The sequence below is a fragment of the Bacillus sp. AF62 genome (assembly GCF_050312695.1).
GTDB classification, from domain to species: Bacteria; Bacillota; Bacilli; order Bacillales; family Bacillaceae_G; genus Bacillus_A; species Bacillus_A cereus.
Window position 1 is genome coordinate 104554 of record NZ_JBNPJZ010000030.1, and the last position, 20848, is coordinate 125401.

Consider the following 20848-nt stretch of genomic DNA (forward strand, 5'->3'; position numbering starts at 1 on the left):
TACATTATATTATCGGTTCCAAAATCTTCCTTGGGCAATACTTTCTATAAATGATTCAATTGAAGTGTTTGTTAAGTTGTAAACTCCTGCTCCATCCAGTTTAATCTTACTATGGTCCAAAGCATGAGGATTACTAAGGACATGAGCTATCGGTTTAAAATGTTTAAAAGTAGTTTCTGCAAATTCTAAAACAGGGGGTTGAATGACAGACTCACTACTAAACACTAATACTGCATCAAAAAGGGAGGAGTCTGTTGTTGTATAAGTATCAGTTACTTTAATGGAATCATTGAACTGATAAATTTTATTATCTATGATGCTATAGTTAATACGATGCTGTGCAAAAGCTTGAATCCATTCGGACAGAAGGGAGACACTTGGGTCACCATTTAATAGAATTGCAACATTTTTGGAGTCAGCTTTAAAAATAGTGTTAGACATACTTAGTGCAGGTGATTTTGCATCTGAATTTACTTCGTGATTTTCCTTAGGTAAAGGAGATCCAATAATGTTAGCGACTTCTTGTGCTAATTGACGATCGACGTGGTTTAGGAGAGCAATTACATTTGCCTTCACCATGTCTGATTTACACTTCCCAACTTCAAAGCAAAAAGCTTCTTTTATGTGCTGCTTTTCAATAGGGCTCATACTATTGTAGAAAAGTTTAGCCTGAGAATAAAAGTTAAGAAAGCTTTTACTGCGACCTCTAATTTTATGCCCATCAATCTTTTCTTGATAATGTTCATATCCTCCTTGTTCGGCTTGGACGGTTGCAGGTTGATTGTTATTTAATCCATTAGGATGATAGCTTGTTTGACCGCGATGAATCTGCATTTGATGCATACCATCACGTTGATTATTATGAAAAGGACATACGGGCTGATTGATAGGGATTTGATGGAAATTAGGGCCCCCTAAACGAGATAATTGTGTATCTGTATAGGAGAATAATCTTCCTTGCAGAAGAGGGTCATTTGAAAAATCAATACCTGGTACGACATGACCAGGGTGAAAAGCTACCTGCTCTGTTTCAGCAAAGAAGTTATCAACATTTTTGTTCAATGTCATTTTACCAACTAATTTTACGGGAACTTCTTCTTCTGGCCATAATTTCGTTGGATCTAAAATATCAAAATCAAATTTATGTTCATCTTCTTCTGGAATTAACTGTAATCCAAGCTCCCATTCAGGATAATCCCCTTTTTCAATTGCTTCGTATAAATCTTGACGATGAAAATCAGGATTTTTCCCAGCAATCTTTTGAGCTTCATCCCATACTAATGAATGAACCCCGAGGGTAGGTTTCCAGTGAAATTTTACGAAATGGGCTTTTCCTTCTGCGTTAATGAGTCGAAATGTGTGAACTCCAAAACCTTCCATCATTCGTAAACTACGTGGAATAGCTCGGTCGCTCATTTGCCACATGACCATATGAGTGGACTCAGGATTATGCGCAACAAAGTCCCAAAAGGTATCATGAGCGCTAGCTCCTTGAGGAATATCATTATGTGGTTCTGGTTTAACTGCATGGACAAAATCAGGAAATTTAATGGCATCTTGGATAAAGAATACTGGCATATTATTACCCACTAAATCATAGTTTCCTTCATCTGTATAAAATTTTGTGGCGAATCCGCGTACATCTCTTACTGTGTCATTGGATCCTTTAGAACCTTGAACGGTTGAGAACCGTACAAATACAGGTGTTTTCTTTGAAGGATTAGTAAGAAAATCTGCTTTCGTATATGCTTCTAACGATTCATAAAGGTGAAAATAACCATGAGCGCCAACTCCGCGTGCATGAACAATCCTTTCAGGAATTCGTTCATGATCAAAGTGGGTCATTTTCTCGCGAAAGTGGAAATCTTCTATTAAGGTTGGGCCTCTTAAGCCCATCTTTAAAGAAAATTCATCTTCAGCTATTTTTACTCCTTGGTTTGTTGTTAAAGCATGTTTGCGTTGATTGTCGGTAACATGGTGCTTCAATTGCTCCATTTTTTTATTCACAATATAGGCCCCTCCTTTACGCTGTTAATTTAATAGATACCCTTTTTATTAGGACGTAAACATGTATTATGATTTTTGTATGTAAAAATCATAATTAAACCCTAAAACATCAAGGGGAAGAAAGGGAGTTTGTATAGCACTCTATGCTTAAGAAAAACAGGAGTAATATACCTAAAGTTTGTAATTAAGTATGAACGATAGGTTTAACATTAAAAAATAAAAAAGCCAAGGAGATAATTTATTTTCTCCTTGGCTTTTAAGATAATTCTTTTCGTTAAAATGCGGAAATTCTTTGCTTCGTTTTTGGTACAATAATAAATTTGATCCAGAGTAACCCGACAATCATAATGATAAGGCTATGTAAAAATTGACCTGTAGCAATGAGTATAACAATTGAAAATACAATGAGTTGAATACTTAGCAATATAAAGATTAAGCTAAGAAACTGCTTCATCCTTTCTTCAGTATGGATTGGATATAATGCTACAATAATATTTCCCGAAAAATATTTCCATAGTGAACGAAGCTGCATAGAGATCATATATAGAACGATGTAAGTGATAGCGCCTTTTACGTATATATTTGGTATGAAATATAAGGCGAAAGCACCGATCAATCCTAAGCGAATATATATACCGAAATAATCATTTCCACGTAAAAATGCTAGTGTATGTAAGTAGAAGAAAGTTGCTCGTTTTTTATGTAATAAAGGTTCAATCCAATTTGTAAGCCATTTTCTTTTATTTACTTGTTTATTCAGTTGCGGAACATCTGTAAAAATGCTAGCAAATTGATAAAAACGAACGTTCATTTTTTCTTCTTGCTCGATTATGTAATCCCACGGTATTCGTTTTGTAGGCTGTTTTTTCGTATATAGAAGTAGGAAAGCAAGTAGTAAGAGTAGTCCGCCCAATATGAGAACATTTGCGGAATAAAACAGCATGAAAATGATTAGGGCGTTACAAGTAATACGAATGATTAGCCATATGTTTTTTTCGTGACTATCACGCCACATCCAATGTATGTACATGTTCCAGGCTTTCGTAATCATTAACATGATAAAGATTGTACATAAAAAAGGAACCGTTAATTGCAATGATTGCATAGCAAGTGGAACGAGAATAAGGAACGTAAATAACAATGGGAAAAGCTGAATGATGTAATTGTATAGAAGAGATTTTTTGAAATAAGATGTTAATTTCTCTTCTAGTGCTAGTAAATAGACAGCATCAGGTTTTTGAATAAATGTACGGATAGGGCATCTCGTTATAATGAATGTAAGTACAATCGTTATAATTATTAAAGATATTCCTTTAGAAGGAGATGCTTTTAGAAACTGAGCATAATAATATGCACCAACGCATGAAATAAAGATAAAGCTATATAGTAAACCGTTAATCATACGTGCAAAGTATGTAATGATATTTTGAATATGTTGTTGGAAGCGACTGCTCCATAGCGATTCGATTGACATGTTTTTCACCTCTTTGTTCTATTATATATGTTTTACAAAAGAAAAAACGAGCAAATTGCGTTATGCAACTTGCCCGTTTTTCTTTTCGTTATTTTTTTTCTGATCACGATTCATTAATGGATAGAAAGCAAATCCGATTACGAATAAACCAATTCCGAGAAGGAACGTTTTTATATCGGATGCGCCGGTTTTAATAACCCATAGTGCGTAGCAAAGTGCGATAACTGCGACTATGCCATCTGTAATTCTTGCCCGCATTTCATTTTTATATGTTTCACCAGTTGCGACTAGTTTTAACTGGAAGATTGGTGAAACGAGATATGGAATGAGGTAGGCCAGTGTCGATACGGTAATAACGAATGTATAAGCTTCCGCAATGGTTCCTGATAATGTTGAGAATAGGAATACTTGCGACATAATGTTTGTTAATCGTAATGAGTAAATTGGACTTCCTTTTTTATTTGTTTTCGTGAAGAAGGAAGGGAAGAAACCTTCTTTTGCTGCTTGATAAGGTACTTCTGAGCTTAATAAAATCCAGCCTAAGATAGAACCGAACAGGGAAGTAAGAGCAAGTAATGCCATCAGTTTCCCGCCGCCATGACCCATTGCAGCGTTTAGTGCATCTGCTAATGGACGTTCAGAAGTTTGTAATTTATCAACGTGAAGTACACCCATTGTTAAAATTGTAATTCCTAAGTAAATCGCAACTGTAATAAGTAATCCCGCAACTGTTGCACGTTTTACCGTTTTTGGAGAAACAGCACGGTTTGATAAAAGAACGGCTGATTCAATTCCGATAAACGCCCAAAGCGTTGTAAGAGCAGCTAAATTTACTTGTGAAAGAAGACCATGTGATACACCTGATTTATCAATCATCGGCGTGTACCATTGTCCAAACTTAGAAGCTTCGAATGCAAATAACGTAACGACGATGAATAAAAGGAATCCAGTTACTTTCGTTGTTGTTGCTAAGAAGTTTAGTTTTCCAGCTCCGCTTACACCATTTGTTAATATAATATGAGTTCCCCAAAGTAAGATGGAACAAATCGTAAATGTAATTAGTTTTCCGACTTCTATGTTAAAAGAACCGATTGAAAATAGTAGTCGCGTATCTTTCATAATTGGGAAGAAGAGTGATAAATATCCCGCAAATGATGTAATGATGGCAACGTTACTTGCCCAGTTTGCAACCCAATATCCCCATACCATACTGAATCCAGCCATTTTTTTCTTTTTTGGTGTTGAGAATAAAGCATATGCATGACTTTGTGGTCCTGTCGTTAAATCAGGACGACGAATTGCTAAATTACCGAAAACAAGAGCTAGCATTAAAACACCAAACCCTGTTGTTAACCAAGCTAAAGTGACACCGAGTGGGCTTGCTGTTTGTGCCAACGTACTTGGCACCATGAAAATACCAGCGCCAACCATGTTACCGACAACGAAAGCTGTTAGTACCCAAAAGCCCCATTTTTTTTGTTGCATAGAAAATACCTCCAAAGTTAGTATAACCAAGTCAAGCGAGGAGATATGTATGTCTTCTTAGTAGAGAAGAGAAGTCCCAAACAAAACAAAAAAAGCACATAATCTGCCGCTACATGCTTTCTATCTTATAAGAAACCCACGACATACCTCTCGATAGCTCTCCACAAACGAAACGTTTGTGACAGTTCTGCACTTATTAAATGCAGACCCAGCAAGCGTGCATGGTGGATACGACTTACTTCGGCAACCATTCCTTTCTCATTCCTTCATCAATGCCACTACATCTCCTGAAATGATACTCTTAATGATTGCAACCTCTACCTCACCGAGATACGAATGAGGATTTAAATATTAAATTAACGTCTTTAAGAGTAACAAATGTATTTTTATACGTCAATGGATATAGTAATAATCAGATTATAGAGAAGAGTTTGTGATTAAAAGTAAGAGGGATTGTTATGTGATATTTGAATTTTCGTAATATAATACATGTTATTGGCGCTAGATGATTGAAAAGGGGATGAAATAAATGTCTGTTTGTCATAAACATTCAGTAATAGGTGTGTTAGATTCGGGAGTTGGGGGATTAACAGTTGCGAGCGAAATTATAAGACAATTGCCTAAAGAGAGCATTTATTATATTGGTGATAATAAGCGTTGCCCGTATGGGCCAAGAAGTGTAGAGGAGGTGCAATCTTTCGTATTTGAAATGGTTGAGTTCCTCAAACAGTTTCCATTAAAAGCGCTAGTCGTAGCATGTAATACTGCTGCAGCTGCTGCATTGACTGCGCTGCAAGAAGCACTTTCCATTCCAGTTATTGGCGTTATACATCCAGGAGCAAGAGCGGCAATTAAAGTAACAAAGAAAGAGAAAATCGGAGTAATTGGAACTGTAGGTACGATAAAATCTAATATGTATGAAAAAGCATTACATGAGCTTGATACATATTTGGAAGTGTATAGTCATGCGTGTCCGACTTTAGCTACAGTTGTAGAAAATCGATTAGAAGATATAGCATATGTCACGCAGCAAGTGAAACAAGCTTTACTTCCATTAACGAAAGAAGATATAGATACGTTAATTCTTGGATGTACGCATTATCCACTTTTAGAGTCCTATATTAAAAAGGAACTAGGAGAGGCTGTAACGATTATTAGTTCTGCAGAAGAAACAGCGATAGAGTTAAGTACCATTTTACAGCACAAAGGAATTTTGTCTGACAATCTGAATCCGAAGCATCGTTTTTTTACAACGGGATCTGTTTTATCATTTGAACATATTGCTGAGCGATGGCTAGGATATCACATTTCTGTAGAATGTGTGGATTTACCCGTAAAGAATGCTCGTATCTGTAATTAGACTGTATTAAAGTACTTTTTGTTCAATAAATTAGGTTAGTTGCATAAGAAGGAAAAAATGCACTTTTAATTGAAAGGATTAAGGTCATTTCAATTAAAGGGGAGATTGGATTATGGAATTATCAAGATCTCAATTATTTGCTTTAGAGTATATTTCAAAATATGCAGAGAACGAAAAACGTGAGGCTAAAGCAACGATTAATCATATACTTAAAATGTCTAATATTACAGATGAAATATTTGAAGAAGCTGTCGCTAATTTAAAATCTCATGCAAGGATTGCTTTACACTTTCATCCAGACAGACTTGATTCGAGTATGAAAAGTGTTGCTGAAGCATTGTTTGAGCAAGGAGTATATAAAAGTCAATTTGAAACATTACTATCTAATGGAAGCGTATCTGCTTACCCTGGTGGTGAACGTGACCTTTGGGAAAAGAGAATATTTGGAGGGGCATATCAATTAGAAGGCGTAACGAATGAGCAACGGCCAAAATACGGAGCGCTAAATTTAATGTTACATCCAGATGGGCCGGCTCCGCGTTTTGGTTCATGTTATTTTCTTTTATCTCCAAAAGTTTCTTCGCGCTCTACATATATGTATTTAGATTCGCATCAAGATCCGAAAGAAAAGGGGACTTATGAGGAGTTTGATATGATTTTAGCTGCTCTTTTGGAAGAGACATTCGTAAGAGATTTTGCAATTGGTGAAGGAAAGTTGACTCCAACAATATTAATTAATCATTTACTGGCTAATCTAAAAAGGCCGTTTATAGATTTAGTAAGCAAAGAGCCAGCCCGTAATCTTAATCATTATATTGAAGCGCAGATTCATGGAGAGATTTCTCTTAAAGAAGACGTAGAGGTGCTTGTTGCAGATCCTTCATTTAAGGGTACGGATGTAGGAAGAGTTTTAGAAGAAATTTGCCTGAAGTATGCTATTGATTTGTATTGGCACATCGGTTTTGTACTTATGGTAGACGAAGTTCCGATGGATTTTAGAGGTTCAAAAATGCCATCTTTAGCAAGACGCATTGAAAGGAATCATTGTATCGATGCAAATATAATTGGCTCTGCTGTAGTGGATTTGAAACGCAATCCATTATCTTGGAGTGATCGTGGCACTTATGAAGAAGTGCTTCAGGAATTAAAATTATTATGGCATGTTTTAGTTCGATTTGGAAAACCAAATCGGAAGTAGAATGAAATACTCCGTTTTTCGGAAGTATTTATATAGAAAAGAAGCTGATTTAAAAATAAATCAGCTTCTTTTTATAAGATTAAACTAAGTTTAATACAGTTACTTTTTCACGTGTCATAGACTCAAGGCTCTTACGAATACCTTGTGCGCCCATACCTGAACCTTTTACACCGATGAATGGGAAGTGATCAGGGCCGCGCTCTGTACGTCCGTTAATTTGAACAGAACCAGTTTCGATTTTGTTAGCAATTGCAAATGCTTTGTTAATGTCTTTTGTGAAGACACTTGCTTGTAAGCCGAACTCTGATTTGTTAGCAATTTCAATTGCTTGCTCGTCTGAAGAAACACGGATGATTGGAAGGATTGGGCCAAATGGCTCTTCCCAAGCAACTTTCATTTCTTCTGTTACGTGGTCGATTAATGTTGGGTAAATTAAGTTACGCTCACGTTTGTTACCGATAACGATTGTAGCACCTTTTTCAACAGCATCGTCAACTAAGCCTTGAACGAAGTCAGCAGACTTGTCGTCGATTAATGGAACGATTGTGCTGTCTTGTTCTGGAGATCCAACTGATAGTTCAGCTACTTGCGCTTTTAATAAGCTAACAAGCTCGTCCGCTACGTTTTCGTGTACAAGTACACGTTTAATAGCTGTACAACGTTGACCAGAGTAAGAGAATGCACCGCTTACGATATGGTTTGCAGCATCTTGTAAGTCAGCATCTTCACGAACGATACCAGGATCTTTACCACCAAGTTCTAATACAAGTGGAATCATTGAAGCTTTTTTCGCTAAATGTTTACCTGTGTTTGTACCACCTGTGAACGATACCATATTGACGCCTTCGTGTTCTACTAAGTAGTCACCAATTACAGAACCGCGTCCTGTAGCTACGTTTACAAGACCTTTTGGAAGGCCGGCTTTGTGAAGTGCTTCAACCATTTTAATACCACTAATTGCACCTTGAGTTGCTGGTTTGAAAATAACAGCGTTACCCATAATTAATGCTGGTGCAAGTTTTGCAGCAGATAAGTTTACTGGGTAGTTAAATGGTGCGATTGCTAATACAACACCAAGTGGTGCGCGTTGGATGATCGCAAGTTTCGATTTCGTTCCGCCAGGGAAGCTATCGCCCATCATGCTTTCTCCGTGCATATGTAAAGCTTCTTCGATCGTGTAACGAATGAAGTCAGCTGTACGAACAACTTCTTTCTTCGCATCTTTATAGCCTTTACCGACTTCTTTCATAATGATATCGGCAATTTCATCCTGCATATTTACGAGCTCATCAGCCCATTTATATAAGTATTTTGCGCGATCTTGTAGGGAAGCTTCAGCCCATGATTTTTGAGCTTCTTTTGCAGATGCAATTGCTTCATCTACTTCTCCGCGAGTAATTGCTTGTACTTGTCCAATTACTTCGTGTAAGTATGGAGATGGAATTTCGATTGTTTCTCCTGAAGAGCTTTCTCTCCATTCTCCGTCTAAATAAAATTTGTACGTATTGCTAGTTGTCATGATTAGTCCTCCTAAAATAGCAACTTGTAAGAGTGAGTATAAGGTGATTGTAGGGGGTTTGATAACATTTTTCAAATGAAATGTTTGTGAAAACGATTTCTTATTCTTTTTTTATTTTGTATGCCCTTTCTTACAGAACATTCTTTTATTTCAAACTGGTTTATTATGTCATGAACCATTTGCATTTTCGTGCATTTTACTTTATGTGTAAAAAAACAATTGACAGAATACTCAATAAAGTTGTAAGATTATAAATGGAAAATAAATGAAGGGGGTGTGCGTAATGATTGTAATCGTAAATGTAATGAGCTTAGCTCTGTTAAATGGCAGAAAACATTTATATCATTACGCAACCCGTGCGGATATATAGGGCATCTTTGTCTTATAAGAAGCGTACGTTGCGTATATCGTAACGTACGCTTTTTATGCATTCCTGTGCATATCGTCAAGCGGCGGTATGCTTTTTTTTGTTTATTTTCCATGTTACTATATAAAATTTTGGAAGGTGGAAAAATGTGATGAGATTGTATGGGTTACGAAATGTAAATGTGATGGGTTTGGATAGCGGATAAAGAAATGAGAAGTAAACGAGAACGAGAAGGGAGAGGTTACATTGTTATCAGTATTACTAAAGTTAAAATGGTTTTTTAAAGAGCACTGGAAGAGATATAGTATTGCCATTGGAGCTCTTTTAATTGTGAATATAGTTGAAGTTATTCCCCCGAAAGTGTTAGGGGTTACGATAGATAACATAAAAACAGGAACGTTATCGAACGAAGCAATTATGCAATCTATTCTCATTTTAATAGGGGTTACGATCGTTGGATATGGCCTCACTTTCGTATGGCAACATCAATTGTTTGGCGGTGCATTTGTACTGGAGAAAACGATGCGCTCTAAATTTATGGGGCATTTACTTAAGATGACGCCGACTTTTTATCAAAAAAATCGTACTGGCGATTTAATGGCGAGAGCAACGAATGATTTAAAAGCAATCGCTATGACAGCTGGTTTTGGTATATTAACGCTCGTGGATTCTAGTTTATATATGCTTACGATCGTTTGTATGATGGGTTTTACAATTAGTTGGGAGCTTACATTTGCAGCGCTTATACCACTTCCAATTATGGCGTATGCGATGAATATATATGGAAAGAAATTGCATGAAAGATTTACAGTTGCGCAAGATGCGTTCGGTGATATGAATGATAAAGTGCTTGAATCAATCGCTGGTGTGCGCGTTATTCGTGCATACGTACAAGAGAATGCAGACGAGGAAAGATTTCATCATTTAGGAGATGACGTCTACGAAAAAAATATGAAGGTAGCGAGAATTGATGCATTATTCCAACCAACTGTGAAAATGCTTGTCGGTCTTAGTTATTTAATCGGTTTAGTGTACGGTGCATACCTTGTGTTCCAGTCAAAGGTGACGCTTGGTGAACTCGTTTCTTTTAACGTGTATTTAGGGATGATGATTTGGCCGATGTTTGCAATTGGTGAATTAATTAATGTTATGCAAAGAGGAAATGCTTCGCTTGACCGTGTGAATGAAACGTTAGCGTATGAGCCAGATGTAAAGAATCCGAAACATCCAAAGCTTGTGCAAGAGCCGGATTATATTCAGTTTGATGATGTGTCTTTCTCATATCCTTCATCAACTGAAGAAAATTTAAAAAAGGTTTCTTTCACATTAAAGCAAGGAGAAACGCTTGGGATTGTCGGAAAAACAGGAAGTGGGAAAACGACGCTTGTACGTCAACTTCTTCGCCAATATCCGCTTGGAGATGGAGATATTGCAGTCTCTGATGTGACGTTAGATAACATAGCGAATGAAAATGTACTCGGATGGATTGGGTATGTACCTCAGGAACATATTTTGTTCTCAAAAACAGCGAGGGAAAATATTTTATTCGGAAACCGAGAAGCGACTGAAGAAGAACTCGAGAAAGCGATTGAAATCGCGGCGTTTACAAAGGATTTAGAGTTTTTACCAGAAGGGTTAGAAACGCTCGTTGGAGAGAAAGGTGTTTCTTTATCAGGTGGACAAAAGCAAAGGATTTCAATTGCGCGAGCTGTTATTCAAAATCCAGAAATTTTAATTTTGGATGATTCTTTATCAGCTGTAGATGCTCGTACGGAAGCAGCGATCATTGAAAATATAAGAACGGAAAGAAGCGGAAAGACGACGATTATTACGACGCATCGTTTATCTGCAGTGCAACATGCGGATTGGATTCTCGTTATGGATGAAGGCGCAGTTATGGAAGAAGGTACGCATGCTCAGCTTATCCAGAGCGGAGGCTGGTATGCTGAACAGTTTGAAAGACAACAAGGTGAAAGTGAAAGTGCGGATAGTGGGGTGAAAATATGAGCGTTTCAAAACGATTGTTTCAATACGCGATGAAAGTGAAAGGGACGATTTTTGCAGCGATGGCGATGTTATTTATTTTCGTCATTGCAGAGCTTGCTGGTCCTTTCGTCGCTAAAACGATGATTGATGATCATATCGTCGGGATAGAGAAATCTTGGTATGAAACAGAAAAGAGTGAAGAAGCTGTTTCATATAATGGCGCGTTTTATAAGCGAAGTGATCGCTTTGAACAAGGCGAGACAAAAGGTAAAGAAGTACGCGTAATGCAAGTCGGTTTTCAATATTACTTTGTACCGAATAAAGTGAATATTGAAGGATCACGTACTGTAAAAGGGGATATGATTACCGTTCAAAATGGTAAGGCGGTGCAAGTGTATAAAGCGAAGGCATTAACGAAAGAAGAAGTGTTTGCGTTTTATAAACCAGAAATAAACCGTCTATTATTACTTGGTGGTGGCTATTTCGCTTTATTAGTAGTCGTATCATTATTTGCATACGGAAAGCAGTTCTTTTTGCAGAAGGCAGCGAACAAAATTATTCAAATTATGAGGGAAGATGTTTTTTCTCATATTCAAACGTTGCCGATTCGGTACTTTGATCATTTACCGGCGGGGAAAATTGTTTCGCGCGTGACGAATGATACAGAGGCCATTCGTGATTTATATGTAACGGTACTTGCAACATTCGTTTCTAGTATCATCTATATTATTGGGATATTTGCTGCACTATTTTTACTAGATGTGAAGCTCGCTTCACTATGTTTATTAATTATCCCAATTTTAATTGTTTGGGCGATTCTTTATAGAAAATACGCGTCTGTATACAATCATAAAATGCGCTCTCGTTTATCTGATATTAACGGAACAGTGAATGAATCCATTCAAGGGATGCCAATTATTCAAGCGTTCCGTCAAGAGCGTGAAACGAAAAAAGAATTTGAAGAATTAAATGGCGATTATTTTAAGTATCAAAATAAAATTTTAAATTTAAATGCAGCAACTTCGCATAACTTAGTAGCCGTATTAAGAAATATCGCTTTCACAGGAGTGATTTGGTATTTCGGAGGTGCGTCATTAAGTGCTACAGGTATTATTTCACTTGGGGTACTGTATGCGTTCGTCGATTATCTAACACGATTATTCTCGCCAATTACGAATATGGTGAACCAGCTTGCCAACTTAGAGCAAGCGCGCGTTGCATCAGAACGTGTCTTTGAATTGTTAGAGGAAAAAGGGGAAGCGGTAGAAGAAGAACGTATGCCTCGTTTAAAAGGAAATGTAAAATTTGATAATGTATCATTTTCTTATAATGGAAAAGATGAGGTGTTAAAAAATATTTCTTTTGAAGCGAAACAAGGCGAGACAGTGGCACTTGTCGGTCATACTGGATCAGGAAAAAGTTCTATCATGAATGTACTCTTTCAATTTTATGAGTTTGAAAAAGGAAGGCTTACGATTGATGGTCACGATGTAAGAGAAATGCCGAAACAAGCAACTCGTGAGCATATGGGAATCGTATTGCAAGACCCGTTTTTATTTAGCGGGACGGTCGCTTCCAATGTAAGCTTAGAGAACGAAAAAATTTCAAAAGAGCGTATCATAAAAGCATTGCATGATGTTGGTGCTGAAAGATTTGCAAACAATATAAATGAAGAAATTACAGAAAAGGGAAGTACGCTTTCCACTGGAGAACGTCAGCTTATTTCATTTGCTAGGGCGCTTGCTTTTGATCCAGCTATCTTAATTTTAGATGAAGCAACGTCTAGTATTGATACAGAAACAGAGGCGATGATTCAACAAGCACTAGAAGTTGTGAAAAAAGGAAGAACGACATTTATTATTGCTCACCGTCTTTCAACGATTAAAAGCGCAGATCAAATTATTGTGCTCGATAGAGGAACGATTTTGGAAAAAGGGTCTCATGATGAACTAATGAAAAAGCGTGGGCGTTATTATGATATGTATAAAACGCAAATGGAAGGCAATCAGAGTGCTTAATAGGTATGGAGGAGAACTTGTGATTTTCACAAGTTCTTTTTTATTGATGAACATGTCGACTCTTTAGCGAATTACGACAGTTAAATAAGAAGTATTGTTTTACCTTTTTCTTTATAAATGCTATATTAAAAAATGTTACTTATTTTTTGTATGTAGCGTTATTTTTCCCTTTTGTTTGATTATGAAGAAAAAGGATAAACTAAATAAGAACATTTTCATTGAAAAATTGTTCAAGATTGCATACAATCAATATAGTTTTTAAATTCCTATCAGAATACTTGGAGGATTACAATCATGAAGAAATTATTTTCAGTGCTTGCAGTAACTACATTAGCGATCGGGATTGTAGCCGGCTGCGGTAAAGAAGAGAAAAAAGATACAGCTAGTCAAGATGCGTTACAAAAGATTAAACAAAGCGGTGAACTTGTAATTGGTACAGAAGGTACATATCCACCATTTACGTTCCACGATTCAAGCAATAAATTAACTGGATTTGACGTTGAACTATCGGAAGAAGTTGCAAAACGTTTAGGTGTAAAGCCTGTATTTAAAGAAACACAATGGGATAGCTTACTTGCTGGCCTAGATGCAAAACGTTTCGATATGGTTGCGAACGAAGTTGGTATTCGTGAAGATCGTCAAAAGAAATATGATTTCTCTAAGCCATACGTTTCCTCTTCAGCGGCATTAGTTATTGCAAAAGATAAAGATAAGCCTGCTACATTTGCTGATGTAAAAGGGTTAAAAGGAGCACAATCTTTAACGAGTAACTATGCAGATATCGCTAAGAAAAATGGTGCGGAAATTATTGGTGTAGAAGGATTTAGCCAAGCGGCAGAATTATTAGCTTCAGGACGCGTTGATTTTACAATTAATGATAAGTTATCAGTATTAAATTATTTAGAAACGAAAAAAGATGCAAAAATTAAAATTGTAGATACAGAAAAAGAAGCTTCACAAAGTGGATTCTTATTCCGTAAAGGTAGCGATAAGCTTGTACAAGAAGTAGATAAAGCGTTAGAAGATATGAAAAAAGACGGTACGTATGACAAAATAACGAAAAAATGGTTCGGTGAAAATGTATCTAAGTAGTGCATTGGTTTCAGATCGATTGTCTACTTGGACAGATATTATGCAGTCTTCCTTCATGCCTATGCTGAAGGAAGCTGTTTTTACAACAATTCCATTAACGCTTATTACATTTATTATCGGGATTATACTGGCAACGTTAACAGCGCTCGCACGTATTTCTGGTAGTCGTATTTTACAATGGATTGCTCGTATCTATGTATCTATCATTCGCGGAACGCCACTTCTTGTACAATTATTTATTATTTTCTATGGACTTCCAACTCTTAATATTGAAGTTGAGCCATATACAGCAGCAGTTGTTGGATTTTCATTAAATGTCGGTGCATATGCATCGGAAATTATTCGTGCTTCTATCCTTTCCATTCCGAAAGGGCAGTGGGAAGCAGCTTACACAATTGGGATGACATACCCGCAAGCGTTAAAACGTGTTATTTTACCACAAGCGACGCGTGTATCAATCCCGCCGCTTTCAAATACATTTATTAGCTTAGTGAAGGATACTTCATTAGCATCGTTAATTTTAGTAACAGAAATGTTCCGAAAAGCGCAGGAAATTGCGGCGATGAACTACGAATTTTTAATTGTTTATTTTGAAGCAGGTCTTATTTATTGGGTTATTTGTTTCTTATTATCAATCGTACAACAGATGTTAGAAAAGCGTTCAGAACGCTATACGTTAAAATAATCCTTTTACAAAAGGAGTTTTTGTTTTTATGATTTCAATTCAACATTTACAAAAAAGTTTCGGAGATAATACCGTACTAAAGCATATAGATTTAACAGTTGAGAAGGGCGAGGTTGTTGTTATTATTGGGCCGTCTGGATCTGGTAAAACGACATTCTTGCGTTGTCTCAACGTACTAGAAACACCGGATGCTGGTAATATTAGCATCGGTAATAAAGAGCTTAATTTCGCTCAAAAAGTATCGAAGAAAGATATTGTAAATCTTCGTACACAAACAGGTATGGTCTTCCAGCACCATAACTTATTCCCTCATTTAACAGCACTTCAGAATGTAATGGAAGGGCTCATTACAGTGAAAAAAGTAGGGAAAGAAGAAGCAAAGAAAAAAGCAAACTATTTCCTTGAAAAAGTTGGTTTAGCAGATAAAGTGGATTTATATCCGTTCCAATTATCAGGGGGACAACAACAGCGCGTTGGAATTGCTCGCGCGCTTGCGATGGAGCCGGAAGTGTTACTATTTGATGAACCGACGTCAGCACTTGATCCTGAACTCGTTCAAGAAGTTCTAAAGGTAATGAAAGAACTTGCTAAAGAAGGCATGACGATGGTTATTGTAACGCATGAGATGCGTTTTGCTCATCAAATTGCGAATCGCGTTATTTTTATGGATGGCGGTGTCGTTGTCGAACAAGGTACACCAGAAGATGTATTTACAAATCCAAAAGAAGAACGTACGAAGAAGTTTTTACAAATGCTTCAATAATTAAGAAAGGTCTCAAGGCATATGCCTTGAGACCTTTTTGCCATATATATTTATTTTTGGAATCCGCCAAGGCTTTGCTCAGCCATTGCAACTAGACGTTTTGTGATTTCTCCACCAACAGAACCGTTAGCACGAGCCGTAGAATCTGCTCCTAATTGTACACCAAATTCTTGAGCGATTTCGTACTTCATTTGATCGATTGCAGCTGTTGCACCTGGTACTACTAATTGATTTGAAGAATTTTGGTTTGCCATAGGAATATATCCTCCTTAGAGTTATAAAAATTTTTTTTGGTTGGACTAGCTGGAGTTGAACCAGATTATCGCCCCGGTTGGCGCTAATCCATCGGTAATTAAGTTTGTACTCATAGTATGGATGTTACCTAGAAAGATATACAAAATAATAATTTGTAAATTTTGTCAAAAAAACGTATTGATTTCGTAAATTATGAAATAAGAGTAATCGTTGTATTTTTAAGAAAACAGGCCAAACTAAGGAGGATATTAAATATAATTTTCTCACTGTAGCCTGCTACTTGTAGGCTAATCATTAGCTTCTTATTTATAATTTATTGAAATGAAATCGGTAGCAACTTCATAGTTCTATTTTTAAGTAGGGATGGAGTGACCGCTCCTATGCATGGGTAGGTGCTCTCTTCAATCTAAAAAAGAGAGGCTTTAAACGATAACGTATGGAGGAATCATGATGGGGATTTGCCCGCTTTGCAACGCATTAGAATCACAAACATATTCTTGTCAAAATTGCCAAAGTATACTCCAAGATTATGGGAAGTCTGTAGATTACATAGACGATTATAGTGCCTATATGGATCAAGAATTATTAAGTGCAGTAGATGGTTTAACGCATAATAATTCAAATGAATATTGCAATCATGTTTTTTATTGCGGAGTATGTAACGTGGAAACTGAGGTTGTAGTGAAACTTGTGTAAATAGAAAACTTCCACCTTATTATCTAGGTGGAAGTTTTTGTTTTTGTATTTGTGAGTGAATCATAGGAGAAGGGATATGTTCGGTGTTTGATGAAGCCCCTGATTTTATTTGAGACATTTTTTCTTTTGTATCACGTAAAGAATGTTCAGTTAAGTAGACGGCATATTCGTAAAATAACTGGCGCGTCAGTTCACTTTGCTCTTTTAATTTTTTATCTTGGAATACAGTTCGCCCAGGTTTAGAGTTGGCTTCAAAGAGCCACGGATTTTCCTTTGTGTCTAAACCGATATCAAAACCGATTTCTCCAATATTTCCGGTTACTTGTTCATCGAGCGCGTAACTTATTTGTAAGGCAGTATGTTTTAATTTATTTTCAATTTGAACTTGTTTCGTTGAATCTGGAAAAAGCTCTTGTAGCAATTTTGTATCACCGCCGCTATTTACGTGCGTTGTTAAACTGCCTTTGCCGGCAATTTTGGCGACGATTGCACTAACTATCCAATTACCGAAATGATTTTTATTTGTATGAATGCGGAAATCAACAGGTTGCCCATCGAAGCGAAGTAACGAAATACCTTGCTGTACGATAAACTTTTTTAAATCATGTCCTTTTAATACGTGGTTTAGAAGAGTTTCTAATGATTGATACTTTCTTAGTTTATTTTCTTCATTTTCGCGATAACGACAGTAGTAGCAATTCTCTGTTTGAGAATAAAATATTTGATGAATATTTCTACCAAAGCTCCCGTGTATTGGTTTCATGTACACAGATTTATACGTGCCAAGAAACCGTTCTACTTGTTCAAAATGCTGAAATGCTTCTGTGTTTGGTAATAAGGGTCTAATTGATTCGTCTTTCATAAGAAGTTGATGAACTTCCCATTTGTTGAAAAAACCTGGGTTAAACCATGGAATGGAGTAGTCTTGTTCTAACTTTCTTTTTGCTCTGACGATTGGTTTATAATTTTCCGCTTGTCGATTCGGTAATCGATCGTAAATGACATTTGGTAAAGGGACCTTTTTCTTTATCCATTGTTTCTCTTGAAAGAAATATCCTTCAATCGTTTCTTCTTCCCAGTTTATATGTTGAACGCCAAAGACGAATACGAACGGTCGTAATGAGAATGGTGGTGTTAACAACTCACTGAGAGCAATTGAACGATTTCCTAAAGGGTTAGAAGAATCATCGTTAAAGCCAGTTGTAAAAATGCCGATTAATGGTCCGAAAATAATTGTTTGGTTTTGTGTGAATGCATGAATAGTAGTGGATTGAGGTAGTAAAAGTTTTTCGGCAATATGTTTTCCGATAATAATTTCGCGAGTAAAGGAATAATGAATTTTCACCTCTTCACTTGCAAGGTGACGTATACCGAAGGAGAGGGATGTAATAGGTGGTGTAATAGAAAAAACGTAAGGTAAAGTAATGCTATTTGGATATTCATCTGAAATGTTTAATGTATATATATGTTCTTTCAAAATAGGTTTACCTCCTTTCATTATGGTGTAAAGCGACTGAATTTAAGTGGTCCATGAAATATCTTTTCAGCTAATGAATCACTATGACGAATGTATTGTTCGTAAGAAGGGATCGTGTTGACATACATAAGCCAGATTGCACCTTTTTGATCCATAATTGTGGAAAGTTCTAGTTCAAATAACGAAGAATAAGACTGATCTAGTGTTTGGAATACTTCATTTATAATGTCATGTAAAGCGTCGTGCAATAGTTGCACACCCGTACTAGATAGTACGTATTTAATTTTTGAAAATGAATGCAATGAATCATCGTCCGTTGCTGAGGGTAAAAGTTGATTAGGAAATGAGCTTTTTTGTATAAATTGACCGATAACAGTCCAAGTTTGTTCTTTGTTTTTTTGCAAAATGGTTCGAATGTGGAGTGGATATGTTAATTGATTTGGTGGTTGTAGCATAGTGTGCGCTATGTAACGGGATGAACGTATGTTAGATTTACACCAAGATATAAATTCGTCTGTCCGTTTGATTGTAATAGAAGTATGGTATTTTTCATTTACTGTATCGATATAAAACGTTTTATTTTTGTAAGCAATTCGATATAAGTTATCCTTAGAATGTATATTAGTGGGGCGTATAATAATATCTTTAGTTTTTAACAACAGTTTGAAAATGTTTTGTATCGTTGCAATTTCAAATTTTGGTATATAAGGAGACAGTTTTTTATTAGTGAGAAATAAATCATGTAGTTCACTTAAATTAATAAGTGTGTTATTTAAAAAGGTAGTGGAAGGACGATTGTGCAAAGAGTGAATAATTGATTTTGCTTTTTCAAAGTCTGTTTCCTCGTGAAAAGAATAACGATCATATATATAAGAAGGAATAGGGAATGTTTGCTCTTTCCATTTTCCTGTATCTGTATCGTAAATAAGACCAGAAATAAGGTCTGTTTTAGGATCAATACAAAATGGCGTAAACTGGGCAACGACATTATGATAAAGCCGAGCGCGTTTAGCGATTTCGGTGTAATACGTTTGTTCGTAATGAAATTTAGAAGCTAAAAGACCGAGAACCAACGAAATCACTCCTTTACTACTATTTGCATAATAGGCGAAGCTATATATTGCAAATACGTTTTTATACCATTATACTTTTGTCCGTATGATGATATGCTATAGTTTTGGAGAAGTGAAAGGTTGATTGTAATGAATATATGGTTAAATATGTTAACGACGACAGGACTCGGAGCAATTATTGGGGGATATACGAATCATTTAGCGATAAAAATGTTATTTCGTCCTCATCGTCCTATTTATATCGGAAAGTTTCAAGTTCCATTTACACCAGGGTTAATTCCGAAGCGTCGTGATGAACTTGCTGTTCAATTAGGAAATATGGTTGTAGAACATTTGTTAACACCAGAAGGAATTGGAAAAAAGCTAACAAATGAAGAGTTTCAAAAAGGTTTAATTCACTGGGCGCAAGTGGAAGTGGATAAAGTAATTACGAATGAACAATCACTGCGACATATGTTAGAAAAATGGAATGTAGCGCATGTAGAAGAAGAAGCGACTCGAAAAATCGAACATGTGATTACAGAAAAAATTCATGCATTTTTAGCAGAGTATTATACATATACATGGGAACAGGCTTTACCTCATTCTGTAAATGAAAAAGTAGAGAATGCGATTCCGAATGTCTCGGCGTTTATTTTAGAGCGAGGAATTAGCTTTTTTGAAAGTGAAGAAGGGAAAGCACGTCTTTCAAAAATGATTGATGATTTCTTTGCTTCTCGCGGAACGCTACTTAACTTAGTCGGAATGTTTTTAGGAAATGTAAGTGTAGTGGATCGTGTGCAGCCAGAAGTTATTAAGTTTTTAGGTCAAGATGGTACAAAGCAGCTTTTAACTGACGTACTGCAAAAAGAGTGGGAAAAGTTAAAAGGAAGAGATGTAAAAGAATTAGAAGCATTTGTAGAGAAAGAAATGATTGTAAGCTCCGTGCTGTCAGCAGTTAAAGTAGAGGAAACAGTGAGTAAGTTTTTAAATCAATCTGTTCAGCAAGTATGTGAGCCGGTTCGAGAAACAATTATTGAAAAAGTGGTTCCAAGTGCAGTAAAGAAAGGCTTGAAGTGGGGAACAGAAAACGTAGAGAGTATACTAAATAATCTACACCTTGCGGAAATTGTCCAGCAAGAAGTGTCTACATTCTCAACAGAAAGATTAGAAGACTTAGTTCTGTCTATTACGAAAAACGAATTGAAAATGATTACGTATTTAGGAGCATTATTAGGTGGAATGATCGGACTCGTACAAGGATTGTTACTATTGTTTCTTAGATAATAAGGTGAGTACATAGAAATAAAAGTGAAATTTCTTCACATCTCTTGCATAGTTTGATATGGTAAGAAGAGGTGCGTATGTAAATGCACTGAAAAGGCAGTGCGTATGAAAAGCGCTAGCCTTCTAA

General features: G+C 36.4%; 16 protein-coding genes and 1 riboswitch. Of the genes, 9 read left to right on the forward strand and 7 right to left on the reverse strand.

Going from position 1 to position 20848, the window contains the following annotated elements:
• Positions 1-9: 9 nt before the first annotated feature.
• The 3 genes from ACQRBL_RS04350 to ACQRBL_RS04360 all read right to left on the reverse strand — a co-directional run bounded on the left by ACQRBL_RS04350 (position 10) and on the right by ACQRBL_RS04360 (position 4966).
• A complete protein-coding gene (locus ACQRBL_RS04350; RefSeq protein ID WP_411996114.1) occupies positions 10-2007 on the reverse strand; it encodes a catalase in 1998 nt (665 codons plus the stop codon).
• A gap of 274 nt (positions 2008-2281) precedes the next feature.
• Entirely contained in the window at positions 2282-3481 is a 1200-nt protein-coding gene (locus ACQRBL_RS04355; RefSeq protein ID WP_071731183.1) for an ABC transporter permease, read from the reverse strand.
• Positions 3482-3541: 60 nt separating this feature from the next.
• Positions 3542-4966 (reverse strand): amino acid permease, encoded by a 1425-nt coding sequence (locus tag ACQRBL_RS04360; RefSeq protein WP_001186293.1) that lies wholly within the window; start codon positions 4964-4966, stop codon positions 3542-3544.
• A 146-nt stretch (positions 4967-5112) separates the two neighbouring features.
• Positions 5113-5294, reverse strand: a riboswitch (Lysine riboswitch).
• 201 nt (positions 5295-5495) lie between these two features.
• Between ACQRBL_RS04360 and racE the strand changes: the two genes are divergently transcribed.
• Both racE and ACQRBL_RS04370 read left to right on the forward strand, forming a co-directional pair.
• Positions 5496-6326 carry a glutamate racemase gene (racE, locus tag ACQRBL_RS04365; protein ID WP_411996115.1) on the forward strand — a complete coding sequence of 277 codons (831 nt, stop codon included), beginning with the start codon at positions 5496-5498 and terminating at the stop codon, positions 6324-6326.
• Positions 6327-6438: 112 nt separating this feature from the next.
• Complete coding sequence (locus tag ACQRBL_RS04370; RefSeq protein WP_411996116.1) at positions 6439-7524, forward strand: DUF3626 domain-containing protein; 1086 nt, start codon at positions 6439-6441, stop codon at positions 7522-7524.
• Between the two features lie 79 nt (positions 7525-7603).
• Here ACQRBL_RS04370 and gapN read toward each other — a convergent pair whose 3' ends face one another.
• On the reverse strand, positions 7604-9043 hold the full coding sequence (gapN, locus tag ACQRBL_RS04375; protein ID WP_000213616.1) for an NADP-dependent glyceraldehyde-3-phosphate dehydrogenase: 1440 nt from the start codon (positions 9041-9043) through the stop codon (positions 7604-7606).
• Positions 9044-9656: 613 nt separating this feature from the next.
• Between gapN and ACQRBL_RS04380 the strand changes: the two genes are divergently transcribed.
• The 5 genes from ACQRBL_RS04380 to ACQRBL_RS04400 all read left to right on the forward strand — a co-directional run bounded on the left by ACQRBL_RS04380 (position 9657) and on the right by ACQRBL_RS04400 (position 15954).
• The gene (locus tag ACQRBL_RS04380; RefSeq protein WP_023521254.1) at positions 9657-11417 is read left to right on the forward strand and encodes an ABC transporter ATP-binding protein; all 1761 of its coding nucleotides are present in this window, start codon (positions 9657-9659) and stop codon (positions 11415-11417) included.
• Entirely contained in the window at positions 11414-13414 is a 2001-nt protein-coding gene (locus ACQRBL_RS04385) for an ABC transporter ATP-binding protein (protein WP_023521255.1), read from the forward strand. The genes ACQRBL_RS04380 and ACQRBL_RS04385 overlap by 4 nt, the downstream gene beginning before the upstream one ends.
• 294 nt (positions 13415-13708) lie before the next feature.
• Positions 13709-14506: an amino acid ABC transporter substrate-binding protein gene (locus ACQRBL_RS04390; RefSeq protein ID WP_000732858.1), complete on the forward strand. Its 798-nt coding sequence runs from the start codon at positions 13709-13711 to the stop codon at positions 14504-14506.
• Positions 14493-15191, forward strand: coding sequence for an amino acid ABC transporter permease (locus ACQRBL_RS04395; protein WP_000281502.1), 699 nt, complete (start codon positions 14493-14495; stop codon positions 15189-15191). The genes ACQRBL_RS04390 and ACQRBL_RS04395 overlap by 14 nt, the downstream gene beginning before the upstream one ends.
• A gap of 28 nt (positions 15192-15219) precedes the next feature.
• Positions 15220-15954 (forward strand): amino acid ABC transporter ATP-binding protein, encoded by a 735-nt coding sequence (locus ACQRBL_RS04400; protein ID WP_000623598.1) that lies wholly within the window; start codon positions 15220-15222, stop codon positions 15952-15954.
• Positions 15955-16004: 50 nt separating this feature from the next.
• Here the strand turns inward: ACQRBL_RS04400 and sasP are convergent, their stop codons facing one another.
• The gene (gene sasP / locus ACQRBL_RS04405) at positions 16005-16208 is read right to left on the reverse strand and encodes a small acid-soluble spore protein, SasP family (protein WP_000013339.1); all 204 of its coding nucleotides are present in this window, start codon (positions 16206-16208) and stop codon (positions 16005-16007) included.
• A gap of 451 nt (positions 16209-16659) precedes the next feature.
• On the opposite strand from sasP, the gene ACQRBL_RS04410 reads away from it, so the two are divergent.
• Positions 16660-16905: a hypothetical protein gene (locus tag ACQRBL_RS04410; protein ID WP_000510477.1), complete on the forward strand. Its 246-nt coding sequence runs from the start codon at positions 16660-16662 to the stop codon at positions 16903-16905.
• A 19-nt stretch (positions 16906-16924) separates the two neighbouring features.
• Here ACQRBL_RS04410 and ACQRBL_RS04415 read toward each other — a convergent pair whose 3' ends face one another.
• Together ACQRBL_RS04415 and ACQRBL_RS04420 are read right to left on the reverse strand one after the other, a co-directional pair.
• Positions 16925-18382 carry a YheC/YheD family protein gene (locus ACQRBL_RS04415; RefSeq protein ID WP_411996117.1) on the reverse strand — a complete coding sequence of 486 codons (1458 nt, stop codon included), beginning with the start codon at positions 18380-18382 and terminating at the stop codon, positions 16925-16927.
• A 20-nt stretch (positions 18383-18402) separates the two neighbouring features.
• Positions 18403-19455: a YheC/YheD family protein gene (locus tag ACQRBL_RS04420; protein WP_000242799.1), complete on the reverse strand. Its 1053-nt coding sequence runs from the start codon at positions 19453-19455 to the stop codon at positions 18403-18405.
• Between the two features lie 129 nt (positions 19456-19584).
• On the opposite strand from ACQRBL_RS04420, the gene ACQRBL_RS04425 reads away from it, so the two are divergent.
• A complete protein-coding gene (locus tag ACQRBL_RS04425) occupies positions 19585-20721 on the forward strand; it encodes a DUF445 domain-containing protein (RefSeq protein ID WP_002060818.1) in 1137 nt (378 codons plus the stop codon).
• Positions 20722-20848: the final 127 nt, after the last annotated feature.

Coding starts and splice junctions, on each gene's coding strand:
- ACQRBL_RS04355 (WP_071731183.1), bottom strand. CDS start 3,481: ATGTCAATCGAATCGCTATGGAGCAGTCGCTTCCAACAACATATTCAA.
- ACQRBL_RS04360 (WP_001186293.1), bottom strand. CDS start 4,966: ATGCAACAAAAAAAATGGGGCTTTTGGGTACTAACAGCTTTCGTTGTC.
- racE (WP_411996115.1), top strand. CDS start 5,496: ATGTCTGTTTGTCATAAACATTCAGTAATAGGTGTGTTAGATTCGGGA.
- ACQRBL_RS04370 (WP_411996116.1), top strand. CDS start 6,439: ATGGAATTATCAAGATCTCAATTATTTGCTTTAGAGTATATTTCAAAA.
- gapN (WP_000213616.1), bottom strand. CDS start 9,043: ATGACAACTAGCAATACGTACAAATTTTATTTAGACGGAGAATGGAGA.
- ACQRBL_RS04385 (WP_023521255.1), top strand. CDS start 11,414: ATGAGCGTTTCAAAACGATTGTTTCAATACGCGATGAAAGTGAAAGGG.
- ACQRBL_RS04390 (WP_000732858.1), top strand. CDS start 13,709: ATGAAGAAATTATTTTCAGTGCTTGCAGTAACTACATTAGCGATCGGG.
- ACQRBL_RS04395 (WP_000281502.1), top strand. CDS start 14,493: ATGTATCTAAGTAGTGCATTGGTTTCAGATCGATTGTCTACTTGGACA.
- ACQRBL_RS04400 (WP_000623598.1), top strand. CDS start 15,220: ATGATTTCAATTCAACATTTACAAAAAAGTTTCGGAGATAATACCGTA.
- sasP (WP_000013339.1), bottom strand. CDS start 16,208: ATGGCAAACCAAAATTCTTCAAATCAATTAGTAGTACCAGGTGCAACA.
- ACQRBL_RS04410 (WP_000510477.1), top strand. CDS start 16,660: ATGGGGATTTGCCCGCTTTGCAACGCATTAGAATCACAAACATATTCT.
- ACQRBL_RS04425 (WP_002060818.1), top strand. CDS start 19,585: ATGAATATATGGTTAAATATGTTAACGACGACAGGACTCGGAGCAATT.